Source organism: Dickeya chrysanthemi NCPPB 402 (assembly GCF_000406105.1).
In the GTDB taxonomy this organism is placed as follows: Bacteria; Pseudomonadota; Gammaproteobacteria; order Enterobacterales; family Enterobacteriaceae; genus Dickeya; species Dickeya chrysanthemi.
Window position 1 is genome coordinate 1298902 of sequence record NZ_CM001974.1, and the last position, 15914, is coordinate 1314815.

General features: G+C 52.4%; 11 protein-coding genes, 1 tRNA gene and 1 pseudogene. 8 read left to right on the forward strand and 5 right to left on the reverse strand.

The genetic code is table 11. From position 1 onward, the window contains the following. Positions 1-207: 207 nt before the first annotated feature. From DCH402_RS05960 to DCH402_RS05970, 3 genes are all read right to left on the reverse strand, one after another. Positions 208-783, reverse strand: a complete 576-nt coding sequence (locus DCH402_RS05960; RefSeq protein ID WP_040000315.1) for a PIN domain-containing protein — start codon at positions 781-783, stop codon at positions 208-210. Beyond that, positions 783-1244, reverse strand: coding sequence for a helix-turn-helix domain-containing protein (locus DCH402_RS05965; RefSeq protein WP_040000316.1), 462 nt, complete (start codon positions 1242-1244; stop codon positions 783-785). The genes DCH402_RS05960 and DCH402_RS05965 overlap by 1 nt, the downstream gene beginning before the upstream one ends. A 363-nt stretch (positions 1245-1607) precedes the next feature. Continuing rightward, positions 1608-1684, reverse strand: a tRNA-Arg gene (locus DCH402_RS05970). A gap of 338 nt (positions 1685-2022) precedes the next feature. Here DCH402_RS05970 and DCH402_RS05975 point away from each other — a divergent pair. Continuing rightward, on the forward strand, positions 2023-4467 hold the full coding sequence (locus DCH402_RS05975; protein WP_040000317.1) for a DUF3772 domain-containing protein: 2445 nt from the start codon (positions 2023-2025) through the stop codon (positions 4465-4467). 88 nt (positions 4468-4555) lie between these two features. Here the strand turns inward: DCH402_RS05975 and DCH402_RS05980 are convergent, their stop codons facing one another. Next, positions 4556-5416, reverse strand: a complete 861-nt coding sequence (locus tag DCH402_RS05980; protein ID WP_040000318.1) for a D-amino-acid transaminase — start codon at positions 5414-5416, stop codon at positions 4556-4558. Between the two features lie 453 nt (positions 5417-5869). On the opposite strand from DCH402_RS05980, the gene alaC reads away from it, so the two are divergent. Both alaC and outS read left to right on the forward strand, forming a co-directional pair. Continuing rightward, a complete protein-coding gene (gene alaC / locus DCH402_RS05985; protein ID WP_040000319.1) occupies positions 5870-7093 on the forward strand; it encodes an alanine transaminase in 1224 nt (407 codons plus the stop codon). A 154-nt stretch (positions 7094-7247) separates the two neighbouring features. Further along, positions 7248-7649: a GspS family T2SS pilot lipoprotein variant OutS gene (gene outS, locus DCH402_RS05990; protein WP_040000320.1), complete on the forward strand. Its 402-nt coding sequence runs from the start codon at positions 7248-7250 to the stop codon at positions 7647-7649. A gap of 34 nt (positions 7650-7683) precedes the next feature. Here the strand turns inward: outS and gspB are convergent, their stop codons facing one another. Beyond that, positions 7684-8289 carry a type II secretion system assembly factor GspB gene (gene gspB, locus DCH402_RS05995; protein ID WP_040000321.1) on the reverse strand — a complete coding sequence of 202 codons (606 nt, stop codon included), beginning with the start codon at positions 8287-8289 and terminating at the stop codon, positions 7684-7686. Positions 8290-9740: 1451 nt separating this feature from the next. Here gspB and gspC point away from each other — a divergent pair. From gspC to gspG, 5 genes and pseudogenes are all read left to right on the forward strand, one after another. Next, positions 9741-10559: a type II secretion system protein GspC gene (gene gspC, locus DCH402_RS06000; protein WP_012769038.1), complete on the forward strand. Its 819-nt coding sequence runs from the start codon at positions 9741-9743 to the stop codon at positions 10557-10559. 1 nt (position 10560) lies between these two features. Next, entirely contained in the window at positions 10561-12699 is a 2139-nt protein-coding gene (gene gspD / locus DCH402_RS06005; RefSeq protein ID WP_040000322.1) for a type II secretion system secretin GspD, read from the forward strand. After that, the gene (gene gspE / locus DCH402_RS06010; protein ID WP_040000323.1) at positions 12696-14192 is read left to right on the forward strand and encodes a type II secretion system ATPase GspE; all 1497 of its coding nucleotides are present in this window, start codon (positions 12696-12698) and stop codon (positions 14190-14192) included. Before gspD ends, gspE begins: the two co-directional genes overlap by 4 nt. 1 nt (position 14193) lies before the next feature. Continuing rightward, positions 14194-15419: pseudogene (gspF, locus tag DCH402_RS06015) on the forward strand (type II secretion system inner membrane protein GspF). A 33-nt stretch (positions 15420-15452) separates the two neighbouring features. Further along, entirely contained in the window at positions 15453-15914 is a 462-nt protein-coding gene (gene gspG, locus DCH402_RS06020) for a type II secretion system major pseudopilin GspG (RefSeq protein ID WP_012769042.1), read from the forward strand.

Consider the following 15914-nt stretch of genomic DNA (forward strand, 5'->3'; position numbering starts at 1 on the left):
CCCAAATGGGCCCCCAAACCTTTCTGGCTGGATTTTTATGCAGGTTAACAGCATAAATTAATGAATTGCATATTTTTTTGAGTAATGGATGCATGTGGCTTTAATTGCTTGAATTCTCTACACGCATAGACTTGATATATGAAGGTCTGACTTGAATATCGTACATAAACTCGTTATTGGTAACGAAGCGGTGAGCCACCAGGCAGACTAAATAAGGGTGTAAAAATCGTTCAATGCTTTTACGGTTTGAGGCAAGCCTTGCCGAAGTAGAGCTTCAAGGTATTCATCGACTGATTTTGGCGGTTTCCTCATGCAACGGCGCTGTTCACTGACAGCAGATAACACAAGTGCCCGGTTTAAATCGAACAGATCTATGATGAAGTCATCTGGATGCAAAACTTCAATACCGAGGCTGTTGAGCGACTGACGAGGAAAGTCTTTCAGGTTAAACGTAACAATGGTTTCGGCGTTACCGCGAACAGCAGCAGCAACCACATGCCGATCATCGGGGTCTGGAAGAATGATGCCCGGAATGAGCGATTCAAACCCTGTGATCAGCGCATCAGGAAGCGCCTTATTCATCAGTTCACTGATTCGCAAGACATTCCCGGGCAATAGATCAGGTCTATTTGCCAATAAATTTCGTTTCCACTCATCCTCTATGACGACGGTCCATTTAGGCTGGTACAACCCTGTCAGCCCTAAGCGAATTAAGAGATCCCGCAGGAGAGATGGATAAATGACACACGCATCTAACACAACAGGATAAGGTGTATGAGTCATTAGTAAAATCCAAGCTTCTGGCTATGGTCGGTCAGTTCCTGCATTGCGCTACGGCTTTCATTATCCCGTTGGCGTTTATATTCCATCAGGTTCGCGAAAAGCACGCGACGGTGGCGACCGGTTTTATGAAAAGGCAGTTTCCCCTCTTCCAACAGTTTCACCATATGGGGACGTGAGACGTTGAGAATGTTAGCTGCTTCCTGCGTTGTTAATTCTGCATGTACAGGAACAACCTGAACCGCATTCCCCATAGCCAGCTCGCCTAGAATTGACATCAGCAGCTTCAGTGAAGACGTTGGCAATTCGATCTGGCGGGTGTTGTTTTCGGCGTCCTGAATCAAGATTTTTTGTGTTTCCACCTTTGTGGAGAGATAGGCAGCAAGTTCCCTTTGCCCGCGAACTGCTGCCTCAATCTCATTTGGAGCCGGAAGGCTCAGGCTATCAGGAATTGAGTGTGTCATCTTTGGTATTCCATTTTCAGTGCGTTAGTCAGCCAATTAGTGATTACGCTTTCAGCTTGAACGATGCCAAAAGCGGTTTAAGATAGATTATACGAAATAAACGAAAAGTGCGAAATAAACGAAAAGACTCTATTGTTGTACAGTTCTGCATACAAGCCTCATAAGGCTTATTGGCTAACCAGTTCTCTACACGCAGCCACCGGCACGCATTCAAACTCACGGACATTGTTCGTCACCAGTATCAAACCTGTCGAGCGCACATGGCCTGCTTGCTGGGTTGACCTCAGCGACAGAAAATCCTAGTGGTATCAATGAATATAACGGGGTTTTGTTGAATTCGGTAGAGTCTGGGAGAACTTAAAATGGTACGCCCTACAGGATTCGAACCTGTGACCTACGGCTTAGAAGGCCGTTGCTCTATCCAACTGAGCTAAGGGCGCCTTGACGGGAAACAGTCGCTTGGCGATGTGGGCTGGATTATACCGGGCATCACTGATGAGTCAATGAATTGGCGCGTGATTCAGAGCGGTCGGCGAATCCCTGAACAACTGTCGTATTATCTGTTGTTATTGATGCAAAGAGATCACTCCCTGCTGGATGCGTATCGCAATCGGAACAGTTTCGGCGATATCTGTTTGAGTTTTACCGCCATTGCTGAGTAAGTTATTACCACTCGTCTGCAGGTAATTAATGCAGGCTTTTGTTTTCATTCTACAGGTAACGGGTATTAAGACGTGGTTATGCCGGTTGCCGACAGTACCAGAGGCACATTTAGTGTATGCGTAAAGGGTTATTCAGGATTTGCAGTGGTATGTTGCTGATGGCGTTATTGGCTTTCAGTTCGCTCAGTGTTGCGGCGACGGACTCCGCGCCGGATGCGCAGGGAGAAACGACGGAAAAAGTGAATGTGGATACCGAACTGGTGAAGCTGCAAAAGCAACTGGACGGTATCAAACAGCAGGTTTCCGGTGCGGGCACCGACGCCAAACTCAATGTACTCAATGATACGACGCTGGAGTTGGTTGCCAGTGCGGATAAGCTCGCCGGCGTTCTGACGCCGATGCGTGCGCAATTACAGGCTCAACTGGACGTCTTGGGGCCTGCGCCGCAACCTCAGGCGGCGGTGAATGAAACAGCGGAAGTTACCCGCAAACGGGCCTCACTCAATCAACAGAAACAAAAGCTGGATGCCCAGGCCAGCCAGGTACAGGCGATTAAAACCGGCGCTGAAAACCTGTCGACGCAGATTCTGGCTTTGCGCCGTAATGTGCTGAAAAACCAACTGGCGCTTAATTCCGGCAGTATTCTCGGTAGCCGTTTTTGGTCGCCGATTATCAAGCCGCTACAGGAAGATATCGAGCGGCTATCGGATCTGAAAGATGACCTGAGCGAGGCCTTCGTCGCCGCCTGGAAACCCGACTGGCGTTATGGTTCGGTGTTTTTCCTGCTGCTGGCTGCGGCGCTGGGCACGGTGGGACGAAAACTACTGGAGAAGTATCTGGCGTTAGCCGGTATCCGCTTGTTGCCTGAAGGCCGATTGAGACGCAGTTTTTTGGCTATCGCCGTGGTGTTTTCCACTGTACTGATGATGGGGATGGCGATCCTGTTGGTGGATTATGTCTTCACTCGTCATGGCGACGTAACCGATCGCGCCGAAGGATTCATCGAGGGGCTGGTCAGGTTGGTTGTTTTCTGTTCCATGATTTCCGGTATCGGACGGGCTTTTCTCTCTAATCAGCGCCCATCCTGGCGGTTACCGGCGATTGCGAATCCCGTGGCGCGAGCGATGGAGCCGTTTTCGGTGATTGCCACCAGCTTTATCGTCATTTTTGGCGTGATTGAGCAGGTTAATACCGTAAGCGGTATTTCAGTCGGCGTGACGGTGGTGGGTAACGGACTGTCATCACTGTTTTTGGCGCTGACATCCGGGGCCATAGCCTTACGCAGTGATCAGATTCGTCGGCGTATTGTGGAAGCCGGCGAGGCGCCTGAAACACGTTCAACGCTGGCGGGGTTGATTCATCTTGCTGTTCTGTTGACTACGCTGGCGGTGTTGGTATCGCTGCTGGTGGGTTATATCTCGCTGGCACGTTTTCTGATGTATGAGCTGGTGTGGGTAGGCATAGTGCTGTCCTTGCTGTATCTGGCGACGACCTTTGTTGAAGATGTGTGTGAAAGCCTGTTTTCACCGGCATTTGCCAGCGGTCGGCAGATTAAGCGAACGCTGAATCTTGATGATCGTCATCTGGATCAGGCTGCGACCATTTTGTCTGCCGGATTGAAAGTCCTGCTGCTTTTGATGGCCGTCGTCGCCTTGCTGAACGGTACCTTCGGTTCCACCACACCGGTTGAGCTGGTACAGAAAATCGTGGAAATCTGGGGTGGGAAAGGACTTGAGTCCATCAGTATTGTGCCGGCTCATCTGGTCAACGCTGTGATTTTGCTGATTATCGGTATTTATAGCCTGCGAGTGTCCCGCCGCTGGCTGGAACACGACTTTTTCCCGAAAACGACCCTGGAAGCCGGTATCAAAGCGTCGTTGGTGACGCTGTACTCCAACATCGGCTACATCCTGATAATTCTGCTGACGCTGGCGACGCTGGGAATCGAATGGAACAAGCTGGCATGGATTGTGAGCGCCCTGTCGGTAGGGATTGGTTTTGGTTTGCAGGAGATCGTGAAGAATTTTATTTCAGGGTTGATTCTGCTGACGGAGCGGCCGGTTAAGGTCGGCGATCTGGTCAACATCAGTGGTGTAGAAGGGGATATTCGGCGCATCAATGTGCGAGCCACGGAAATTCAACTGGGGGATCGATCTACCGTGATCGTACCTAATTCTCAGTTTATTTCGCAGAATGTGCGCAATATTACCATGGGAAATCCTCAGGGGGTGGCAACGCTGGTGCTCACTTTCCCGTTGGATATTGATCCGGAAATGGTCAGACGCATTCTGTTGGATGCCTATGATGAGCATGAAAAGATTCTGGAAAACCCGGCACCGTCGGTGATGTTCAGTCAACTGATGCCGAACGGTATGGTGCTCAGTGTGACGGGGTATGTCAGTAGCCCTCGCATGGTGGCGTCGGCCAAGAGTGATCTGCTGTTCGATATCATCAAGCGGCTGAGAGCGGACAATATTCCTCTGGCGGTACCGCAGAAAATGGTACTGGAAAGCAGCGTAGATATTTCTGCGCTACAAACAGAAGCGTTACCCAGACAGTAAAGCGAGGCTACCGGCAGAGAGTATGTCGGTAGCCGCAGGAAACAGACCGGCTTTCCATTTAGTAACAGCCGGTCTTCTGGTGTGGGCGTTAGCGTGTCTGGGCGTGAGCCATCTTGATGTAGATATCACGCAGGCGGCGGGTAACAGGCCCCGGCTTGCCGTCGCCCACCTGTCGGCCGTCGATTTTTACCACCGGCAAAACAAATGATGTAGCGGATGTGATGAATATCTCTCGTGCCTGCCAGGCTTCTTCCGGCGTGAATGGCCGTTCTTCTACCGTGATCTGCTGTCGTTCCGCCAGTGCCAGCAGTGACTGACGGGTGATGCCGTGCAGGATGTCGTGACTCAATGGACGAGTGACTACGGTATTGTCTTCCCGCACGATGTAACAGTTGCAGGATGTGCCTTCGGTGATGAAACCATTCTCGACTAACAGGGCATCGTCAGCCTGCTGGGCATGTGCATACTCTTTCGCCATACAAGCCGCTAATAAACTGACGGTTTTGATATCACGGCGATGCCAGCGGATATCCGGACAGGTGACCACGGATAACCCTGTCTCCGCTTTAGGGTGAGCAATAATAGGGCGAGCCTGAGTAAACAGAACCAGCGTGGGTTTGACATCGGTCGATGGAAAGTAAAAATCGCGATCGCCGCCGTTGCCGCGGCTGAGCTGAAGGTAAATCGAACCTTCCCGCAACGCATTTCGCTCGATCAACTGCTGGTGGATGACTGTAAGTTCGTCGTTTGACACCGGCACCGATAGGGCAAGTTCGCGACAGGAACGCTGTAATCGCACCAGATGGGCGTCCAGATCGACCAGCCCGCCGTTAATGACGGATGTCACTTCGTATACGGCATCGGCAAACAGAAAACCGCGATCGAATACCGAAATAGTCGCCTGGGATTCCGGCAGATACTGACCATCAACATAAACCATACGCTGCATGACAACGCTCCTTAAACAATGTCGGGCAAAAACCATGCTGCGACGCCGTATTGATGGGGCGCGGCGGCTTCAGGCATGGGGGAAATTCAGGAATCGGACGGGCAGTTCTGCCAGCAAGCAGCAGTTGTAGGCGTTGGGGGCAAAGATTGTCGCGCGTCGTAACCGCGCATAAAGATACTGATTTCCCCGGTTGGGTGAAAGGGTGTCGCAACAGTCTCTCACAGGAAAAAAATATTTCATTGATATTGGCGACGGTGAGTTATCAAAAGTTATTCCTCTGGACAGGTGATTTACTGCAAAAATCGGCGGATAAACCGCATTTATAGCGGTTAAAAAATAATTATCTATCGCTATCGACAGCACCGATTAACTGGGATAGGGTGAATAACGACCCGTTTCGCGGGTCAGGCGTCGCTCGGACGGTCCGGGCGCTCACGTTATCCTGAGGATTCTATGGCTGAATTTAATTCTCCGCGCCGTTTTACGCGCATCGATCGTCTCCCTCCTTACGTTTTTAATATTACCGCTGAATTGAAAATGGCTGCTCGTCGTCGGGGCGAGGACATTATCGATTTCAGTATGGGCAATCCGGACGGCCCTACGCCGCCGCATATTGTTGAGAAACTGTGCGCGGTAGCCCAACGTGAAGACACCCATGGTTACTCTACGTCTCGCGGTATTCCGCGATTACGCCGGGCGATTTCCCGCTGGTATGCCGATCGTTATCAGGTAGAGATTGACCCGGAAAGCGAAGCGATTGTCACCATCGGTTCTAAAGAGGGGTTGGCGCATTTAATGCTGGCGACGCTCGATCATGGCGACACAGTGCTGGTGCCGAATCCCAGTTATCCCATTCATATCTACGGAGCCGTGATTGCCGGCGCACAGGTGCGTTCAGTACCGCTAATCGATGGTATTGATTTCTTCAACGAACTGGAGCGGGCGATCCGCGAAAGTATTCCCAAGCCTAAGATGATGATTCTCGGCTTTCCGTCAAACCCAACGGCACAGTGTGTTGAACTGGATTTTTTTGAGCGGGTTGTGGCACTGGCTAAACGCTATGGGGTGCTGGTGGTGCACGATTTGGCCTATGCCGATATCGTCTATGATGGCTGGAAAGCGCCGTCCATCATGCAGGTTCCTGGTGCTAAAGAGATTGCCGTAGAGTTCTTTACGCTGTCGAAAAGCTACAACATGGCGGGCTGGCGTATTGGTTTCATGGTGGGTAACCCGGAGCTGGTGAGTGCACTGGCGCGTATCAAGAGTTATCACGACTATGGCACATTCACGCCGTTGCAGGTCGCGGCGATTGCCGCTCTGGAAGGCGATCAGCAATGTGTGCGCGATATTGCCGAACAGTATCGCCAGCGCCGTAATATGCTGGTGAAAGGTTTGCATGAAGCCGGCTGGATGGTGGATGAGCCTAAGGCGTCAATGTATGTGTGGGCGAAAATTCCTGATGCCTACGCACAGTTGGGGTCGCTGGAGTTTGCCAAACGTCTGCTGGCGGAAGCCAAAGTCTGCGTGTCGCCCGGTATCGGGTTCGGCGATTATGGCGATACGCATGTCCGTTTTGCGCTAATCGAAAACCAGGATCGTATTCGGCAGGCGGTGCGCGGAATCAAAGCCATGTTTCGGGCGGATGGCGTATTGCCTGGCAATAAAAAAGGCGCTTAAGCCGTAGTGCACAGTTGCAGAAATATTTTTCTGATGGTTTGATCACGCCGTCCTTTGTCGCCCCTTGTGGCGACAAAGGGATAATGGTTTGCTAAGCAAATGCCCATATCGGGTATCCCAGAGATGGAACTTAATCAATAAGACGAGTCGAGTCATGCATGTATCTTCGTTAAAAGTGGTGTTTTTCAGTGTTTGTTGTCTGAGTCTCGCGGCCTGTCAAGCGCCCGCACCGGTGAAAAACAGCGCTTCCCGCAGTGCAACCAGCGTGTCGGTCAATGAGCAAATCGGTCAACTGGCATCATTGGTCGCCGCCAGTAAATATCTTCGCGTACAGTGTGAGCGCAGTGACTTGCCGGACGACGGTACTATCCTGAAAACGGCGATGAGTGTAGCGGCGAAAAAAGGCTGGGATACCACCCGTTATCAATCTTTACCGCAACTGAGCGAAAACCTCTATCAAGGGTTGCTGAAAGACGGCACGCCGAAGGCAACGCAATGCTCGTCTTTCAACCGCAGCATGACGCCGTTCCTTGACGCCATGCGTACCGTCCGCTGAGGAAAAGGCAACTGCATGGCGTGCAGTTGCTGTGCTACTTCTTCGTTGTTCTGACGGTTTTCTCTGATTTGGACGGGGGCGGTGTACTGCCGTCATCGGCATCGCTTCCCGGTTTTCCGCCGGGCCAATCCTGTAGTGAATCCAGAATGAACGGCTCGCCATCAAAGCTGAAGATCACCATATCCTGTTCAATTTGCTCGATTATCAGCCCAGGATACGGTGTATCGCCTTCCCGATAACGTTCCCCATTCAGCGTGACGCTGCGTTTATCCGGATCGGACGTATAGACATGTGCGCTGAAGGCGATGTAGGGCAGTTCGCCGGGATTGGCCGTTTGCCAGCCCACTGACGATTTCGGCGGTGCTTTTTCCTGTGCAGCCTCCGGCGGCTCTGTAGCCTGAGGGGGAAGTGAAGCCGTGGCATCGACAGGTTTTTCGGGTGTTGCCGTTGCGGGTACGGCAGGCGGCGTCGGTAACGCCGCAACGGTTGCGACGGGAACGGAAGGCGAATGGATATCCATCCAGTGTTGATGGCCGAACCACCCCAACGTAAACAGCAGTAGTGCATAGACAACCAGCAAATAGCCGGGGATACGGTAACCCGTCTGGGAGGGTGATGTTACTTCCGGTGTATTTTTCACGTCTTACCTCAAAACGTTATGCAACCTGATGCTCTTCCTGAACATACCAGACCGACTTTAACTGGAGTGCAAAAGCCTTATTCTTCAGGGAATGAAAAGCAATAATCAACGCTTCATCCCATTTATGTGACCTAACAGCCATTTCGACAACATTCTATTACGCTGATCATTAATGCCGGTAAAAGTTTGAGGCCGGTCGCAAAAAAAAACGGGAATATGTTTTAATGAAACGGTGTTTTACTATCCTAATGTTGCTGTTTCTGTTTGCCAGTACATAAAAGAATCAAAAGAGGCAATGGGATATAGTACAGGTAACAACAAATAACGCCAGGTGATTAAATAGCCCGTGCACCTCAGATATTTGTGTTATTGATTCATTGACAGAGTGGTTATTGCCTTTTATCCCGGCATCGATAACCGGGTATCAAAATAAAGAAACCTGCAATTCGGGGTTGTTATATACCCAAAATAATTCGAGTTACAGGAAGGCGGCAAGAGAGAGACAAATTCGTCGGGAACGAATTTGACCAGCCAACGGCTGGCCTCTGGTGAGAGACAGGATGTCTCTCATTTAATCCCGATGAGCTTACTCAGGTAAGTGATTCGGGTGAACGACAAATCTGCCGGGAGCAGATTTGAACGCAGCTCGCTGCGGCCCGTAGGGCGAGGCCCAGGGATGGGCCGAGTAATAAAGCCAACACACCTGCAACTTGAAGTATGACGGGTATAGGTAAAAAGCGGTACGTTATTTGCTGCGGCAGCGTTTTATTTTTGTGTAAGTCGGCAATATCGGTCATACAGGAAATGGGCATGTAAATAGAATGTGATTTTCTTGTATCGCGGAATATTTTCGCTATGCCCGACAAACTGCGGCAATAGCAACGTTACGGGTTGCGTCGGGGTTATTGGAAAATAGTGGGAAAAATGGTTGCTGACCGGGGGATTGTCTTGTCATTAACCTGAGTTATATTGTTGATGGTTTTAGTGCTATCCGGCACGATGATATTGCGTGCTTCTTGCCTGGCATATACCCAAAATAATTCGAGTTGCAGAAAGGCGGCGACGCAGTGAATCCCCAGGAGCTTACATAAGTAAGTGACTGGGGTGAGCAAGGAAAGCCAACGAACCTACAACTTGAAGTATGATGGGTATAAACAGGATGCCTGTCAGCCAGCAACACGATTGCAGACAGGTTTAGCGCAGGCAGTGGCCGACTGAAAACGGTCGGCTCATGAATATGATGATGGCGCGTTTGTGGCCTTTCCGGCAAGTCAGTTTGAAAGCGTCATTCGTTGTTCGTGCCGGTGATTTATAGAGTCGATGCGGCGTTAAGACGACAACAAATGCAGAAGTACTATTTTTTTCTTCGAAAATGGTGCTGTATGGCCCTTATTCCACGTTTACGGACGTGGCAAGGATAATCGGCGAACACATAGGGATAATGTTTGCAGATGAATATCTCAAAACTGCCACCGTTATCTCCGTCTGTCATCAGACGGATTTTATTTTATCTGTTGATGCTGCTCTTTTGTCAGCAACTGGCAATGATTTTCTGGCGTGTCGGCTTGCCTGATAATTCGCCGGTCGCCAGTGTGCAGATCACCCCGGCACAAGCCCGGCAGCAGCCCGTCACTCTGAATGATTTCACGTTATTCGGCGTGTCTCCCGAAAAAAATAGATCGGGTGCGCTGGATGCGTCGCAAATGAGTAATTTACCCCCTTCTACGCTGAATCTTTCACTGACCGGCGTGATGGTGGGCGACGATACCGCCCGCTCCATCGCCATCATCAGTAAAGACAACGAACAGTTTAGTCGTGGCGTCAATGAAGAGGTTCCTGGTTATAACGCCAAAATCGTATCGATCCGGCCTGATAAGGTGGTGTTGCAGTATCAGGGGCGTTATGAAGTGCTGGGACTGTACAACCAGGAAGAAAATAGCGCAGACGGCGTATCTGGTGCGCAGTTAAACGAGCAACTTCAGCAGCGTGCTTCCACCACCATGAGCGATTACGTCTCTTTTTCCCCGGTGATGAACGACAACAAACTTCATGGGTACCGATTGAATCCGGGGCCGAAAAGCGATTCGTTCTATCGCGTCGGGCTGCAGGATAACGACATGGCTGTGGCCCTGAATGGATTGGATTTGCGTGACGAAGAGCAAGCTAAAAAAGCCATGGAGCGCATGGCGGATGTGCATAACTTTACCCTGACGGTGGAGCGGGATGGACAGCGTCAGGATATTTATATGGAATTTGGGGGAGACGAGTAACGTGCTTGGCAAAGGGATAAAAAAAAGTTGGGGGTGGCTGGGCTTAACCGTTCTCCTGCTTGGCTCGCCATGTGGCTGGGCTGCTGAATTTTCAGCCAGTTTTAAAGGAACCGATATTCAGGAGTTCATCAACACCGTCAGTAAAAATTTGAACAAAACGGTGATTATCGACCCAACGGTGCGCGGTACTATCAGCGTGCGCAGTTACGATATGATGGACGAAGGACAATACTACCAGTTCTTCCTCAGTGTCCTTGATGTGTATGGTTTTTCGGTGGTGCCGATGGATAACGGCGTCCTGAAAGTCATCCGTTCCAAAGATGCTAAATCGTCGTCGATTCCTCTGGCTAATAACGAACAACCGGGCGTCGGCGATGAACTGGTGACCCGTGTCGTGCCGCTCAACAACGTGGCGGCGCGGGATTTGGCTCCGTTGTTGCGCCAGCTTAACGATAACGCGGGTGCCGGTACGGTAGTGCACTATGAACCGTCCAACGTCCTGCTGATGACGGGGCGTGCGGCGGTGATCAAGCGGTTGGTCGATATCGTCAATACCGTGGACAAAACCGGCGATCGTGAAATGATCACCGTGTCATTGAATTACGCATCGGCGGAAGATGTCGCCAAATTGGTGAACGATCTCAACAAGACCGACGAGAAAAACGCATTGCCAAGCACCATGCTGGCCAATGTGGTGGCGGATGGACGTACCAACTCGGTGGTGGTCAGCGGCGAAGAAAACGCCCGCCAGCGCGCGGTGGAGATGATCCGCCAACTGGATCGCAAGCAGGTGGCGCAGGGTGGGACTAAGGTTATCTATCTTAAGTATGCCAAGGCGTTGGATCTGATCGAAGTACTGGCCGGTAATGGGACCAGCGGTAATCGTAATTCATCGTCGACAAACTCATCGCGCCCTTCCTCAACGCGTTCGAGCAGCACGTTAAACAATAGTAACTCCAGCTCATCCGGCAGTAGTTCCGGCAGTGGTTCATCGTCATCATCCTCCAGTTCCAGTATGGGATTTGGTTCCGCGTTTGGCTCGGCCAATAGTTCGGGCGGGCGGACGATTGTGATCCAGGGCAAAGAGGTGACGGTACGCGCTCATGATCAGACCAACTCGCTGATCATTACAGCTCCGCCCGATATCATGCGTGATCTGGAACAGGTGATTAATCAACTGGATATTCGCCGTCCGCAGGTGCTGGTAGAGGCGATCATCGCCGAGATTCAGGATGCCGATGGCTTGAATCTGGGGATCCAGTGGGCCAACAAACGCGCAGGGATGACCCAGTTCACCAATACGGGCATTCCGATCTCTACGGCAATGATCGGAACCGATCAGTTCCGCAGCGACGGCACGCTGACGACGGCGTATGCCAGTGCATTGAGTAACTTCAATGGCATTACTGCCGGTTTTTATCGTGGCAACTGGTCCATGCTGCTGACGGCATTGTCCAGCGACGGCAAAAACGACGTGTTGGCGACGCCAAGTATTGTGACGCTGGATAACATGGAAGCGACCTTCAATGTGGGGCAGGAAGTGCCGGTGTTGACGGGGTCGCAAACGACGGTTGGTTCAGGAGACAATATTTTTAACACCGTAGAGCGTAAGACTGTCGGCATCAAACTGCGGGTAAAACCGCAGATCAACGAAGGCGATTCGGTGTTGCTGCAAATTGAGCAGGAAGTCTCCAGTGTGGCGGAAGGCAATGGCAGCAGCAACAGTTCCCTGGGGGTGACTTTTAACACTCGTACTGTAAACAACGCCGTGATGGTCACCAATGGCGAAACCGTAGTCGTGGGCGGCCTGCTGGATAAAACCGCCATTGAAACCAATAACAAAGTCCCGTTGCTGGGCGATATTCCGTGGCTGGGCAGCCTGTTTCGTTCGAAAACCCAGACGATGAGCAAACGCAACCTGATGCTGTTCCTGCGTCCGACCATTATTCGCGACCCCCAGCAGTATCAGCAGGCATCGATTAGCAAATACAATTCTTTCAACAACGAGCAGCAACAGCAGCGTGGTCAGGGTAACTCGGTGCTGGACAACAACACTCTGCGTTTATCCGGTGGCAATACCTACACCTTCCGGCAGGTGCAATCGTCCATCTCCGCGTTTTATCAGCCGGAGGGGCGATGAGCGATCAGCCCGTTCACACATCCGAACTGAGGCCGGTACTGCCGTTTGCGTTTGCCCGGGCTCAGCAAATTCTGCTGCTGCAGGATGAGTCGGCCTCGGCGGCGGAGGTGGTTTGTGTCCCTGAGACGCCTGCGTTGGCGTTACTGGAAGTACGCCGGGTTGCAGGGGTGGCGTTGACGGTGAGCCAGGTCAGCCCGGAGGAATTTGAACGGCAATTGGTGATGCGTTATCAGCGCGACTCCGAAGAAGCGCGCCGCCTGATGGAGGATATCGGTAACGATATCGATTTCTATACGCTGGCCGAAGAGCTGCCGGACAGCGATGATCTGCTGGATGGCGAAGATGACGCGCCGATTATTCGGTTGATTAACGCCATGCTTACCGAAGCCATCAAACACAAGGCTTCGGATATTCATATCGAAACGTTTGAGCGCCATTTGCTGATTCGGTTCCGTATTGATGGCGTGTTGCGGGAAATCTTGCGCCCGCAGCGTCAACTGGCGTCTTTGCTGGTATCCCGTATCAAGGTGATGGCCAAACTGGATATCGCCGAAAAACGTGTGCCGCAGGATGGCCGTATGGCGCTGCGTATCGGCGGGCGGGCGATTGACGTGCGTGTCTCGACCCTGCCGTCCAACTATGGTGAACGCGTAGTATTGCGTCTGCTCGATAAAAACAGCGTCCGGCTCGATCTGGAAACATTGGGGATGGCCGAGCACCATCGCCGTCAGTTGGATACGCTGATCCATCGTCCGCACGGCATTATTTTGGTGACCGGCCCGACGGGCTCGGGGAAAAGTACCACCCTGTATGCGGCATTGAGCCGCCTCAATTCTGCCGAACGCAACATCATGACGGTGGAAGATCCTATTGAATACGAGCTGGAAGGCATCGGGCAGACTCAGGTTAACCCTAAAGTCGATATGACATTCGCACGTGGTTTGCGTGCGATCCTGCGTCAGGACCCGGACGTGGTGCTGGTGGGGGAAATCCGTGACGGCGAAACGGCGCAAATTGCGGTACAGGCATCGTTGACCGGCCATCTGGTGTTATCCACATTGCATACCAATAGCGCGTTGGGCGCATTGTCCCGTCTTCAGGATATGGGCATCGAGCCGTTCTTGTTGTCCACATCGCTGCTGGGAGTGTTGGCGCAGCGGCTGGTGCGTACGCTATGCCCATCATGTCGCCAGCCTTACACCATCGATCACGAGCAAGCGGAGCAAACCGGCCTGGCGGCAGGCACTACGCTCTACCATCCCGGCGGTTGTGAAAAGTGTAATTACAGCGGTTATCGTGGCCGTACCGGCATTCATGAATTACTGCTAATCGACGATACAGTGCGCGCCGCTATTCATCGTGGCGAAAGTGAACTGGGTATCGCCCGGATGCTGGGCGCTAAGCGGGTCACCATTCGTCAGGATGGGCTGGACAAGGTTCTGGCGGGCATCACCACCTGGGAAGAGGTGGTGCGTGTAACGAAAGAGGAATGACATGGCGCTGTTCCAGTATCAGGCATTAAATGCCCAGGGAAAAAAAGTCAGGGCATGCAGGAAGCGGATTCAGCCCGTCACGCGCGTCAACTGCTGCGTGAAAAAGGGTTGGTGCCGGTCAAAATCGAGGAACAGCGCGGTGAGGCGGCTCCCCGCAGTGGTTTTTCTCTGTCATTTGGCCGTTCGCATCGTATCAGCGCCAGCGATCTGGCGTTGTTGACTCGTCAACTGGCGACGTTGGTGGCGGCGGCTCTGCCGCTGGAAGAAGCGCTGGACGCAGTCGCTAAGCAAAGCGAAAAACCGAAACTGAGCGCGCTGATGGCGGCGGTACGCGCCAAGGTCGTGGAAGGGCATTCGCTGGCCGAGGCGATGGGGAATTTTCCCGGCAGTTTTGAGCGCTTGTATTGTGCGATGGTCGCGGCGGGCGAAGCGTCCGGTCATTTGGATGCCGTGCTGAACCGGCTGGCGGATTACACCGAACAGCGCCAGCAGATGCGCAGTCGGATTCAGCAGGCGATGATTTATCCCTGCGTGTTGACCCTGGTGGCGATTTCGGTGGTATCGATTTTGTTGTCTGCCGTCGTGCCGAAGGTTGTCGAACAGTTTATTCACATGAAGCAAGCGCTGCCGTTGTCCACCCGTTTACTGATGAGCGCCAGCGATGCAGTGAGAACCTACGGGCCTTGGGTGGTTCTATTACTGGTGCTTGCGATCATGGGATTTCGCGTATTACTGCGTCAGGAAAAACACCGCCTCGTTTTTCATCGCCGTTTATTGTTCCTTCCCGTCGTCGGGCGTGTTGCCCGAGGCCTGAACACCGCCCGCTATGCCCGCACCCTGAGCATCCTTAACTCCAGCGCCGTGCCGCTATTACAGGCGATGCGTATCAGTGGCGATGTACTGACCAACGATTATGCCCGTTTTCGGCTGGGGCAAGCGACCGATGCCGTGCGTGAAGGCGTGAGCCTGCATAAGGCGCTGGAGCAAACCGCGCTGTTCCCGCCGATGATGCGCCACATGATCGCCAGCGGCGAGCGCAGCGGCGAGCTCGACGGCATGTTAACCCGCGCGGCGGATAACCAGGATCGTGAATTCAGCGCTCAAATGACGCTGGTGCTGGGGCTGTTCGAACCCCTGCTGGTGGTGAGCATGGCCGGCATTGTGCTGTTTATCGTGCTGGCGATTCTCCAGCCGATTCTGCAGTTGAATACCCTAATGAGTATGTAGCGAAGATTGATACGTTAATGAGGTAACGAAAAGATGGAACGACGTCAGCGAGGTTTTACCCTGTTGGAAATTATGGTGGTCATCGTCATTCTCGGTGTACTGGCCAGTCTGGTTGTCCCGAACCTGATGGGCAACAAAGAAAAAGCCGACAAGCAGAAAGCCGTCAGCGACATAGTGGCGCTGGAGAGCGCGCTGGACATGTACAAACTGGATAACAGCCGTTACCCGACAACCGAGCAGGGGCTGGGAGCGCTGGTGAAAAAACCGACCACGCCGCCGGAGCCGCGTAATTATCCGCAGGATGGGTATATTCGTCGTTTACCGCAAGACCCGTGGGGCGCGGAATATCAACTGGTTAGCCCAGGCCGCCACGGCAAGATAGACGTGTTCTCCTATGGCCCGGACGGCATGCCGGATACCGATGACGACATCGGCAACTGGAATGTCGGCAACGGCGCGCACAACAATGGCGGCAACGGTAACGGGAATCCCTGA

Coding starts and splice junctions, on each gene's coding strand:
- DCH402_RS05960 (WP_040000315.1), bottom strand. CDS start 783: ATGACTCATACACCTTATCCTGTTGTGTTAGATGCGTGTGTCATTTAT.
- DCH402_RS05965 (WP_040000316.1), bottom strand. CDS start 1,244: ATGACACACTCAATTCCTGATAGCCTGAGCCTTCCGGCTCCAAATGAG.
- DCH402_RS05975 (WP_040000317.1), top strand. CDS start 2,023: ATGCGTAAAGGGTTATTCAGGATTTGCAGTGGTATGTTGCTGATGGCG.
- DCH402_RS05980 (WP_040000318.1), bottom strand. CDS start 5,416: ATGCAGCGTATGGTTTATGTTGATGGTCAGTATCTGCCGGAATCCCAG.
- alaC (WP_040000319.1), top strand. CDS start 5,870: ATGGCTGAATTTAATTCTCCGCGCCGTTTTACGCGCATCGATCGTCTC.
- outS (WP_040000320.1), top strand. CDS start 7,248: ATGCATGTATCTTCGTTAAAAGTGGTGTTTTTCAGTGTTTGTTGTCTG.
- gspC (WP_012769038.1), top strand. CDS start 9,741: ATGAATATCTCAAAACTGCCACCGTTATCTCCGTCTGTCATCAGACGG.
- gspE (WP_040000323.1), top strand. CDS start 12,696: ATGAGCGATCAGCCCGTTCACACATCCGAACTGAGGCCGGTACTGCCG.
- gspG (WP_012769042.1), top strand. CDS start 15,453: ATGGAACGACGTCAGCGAGGTTTTACCCTGTTGGAAATTATGGTGGTC.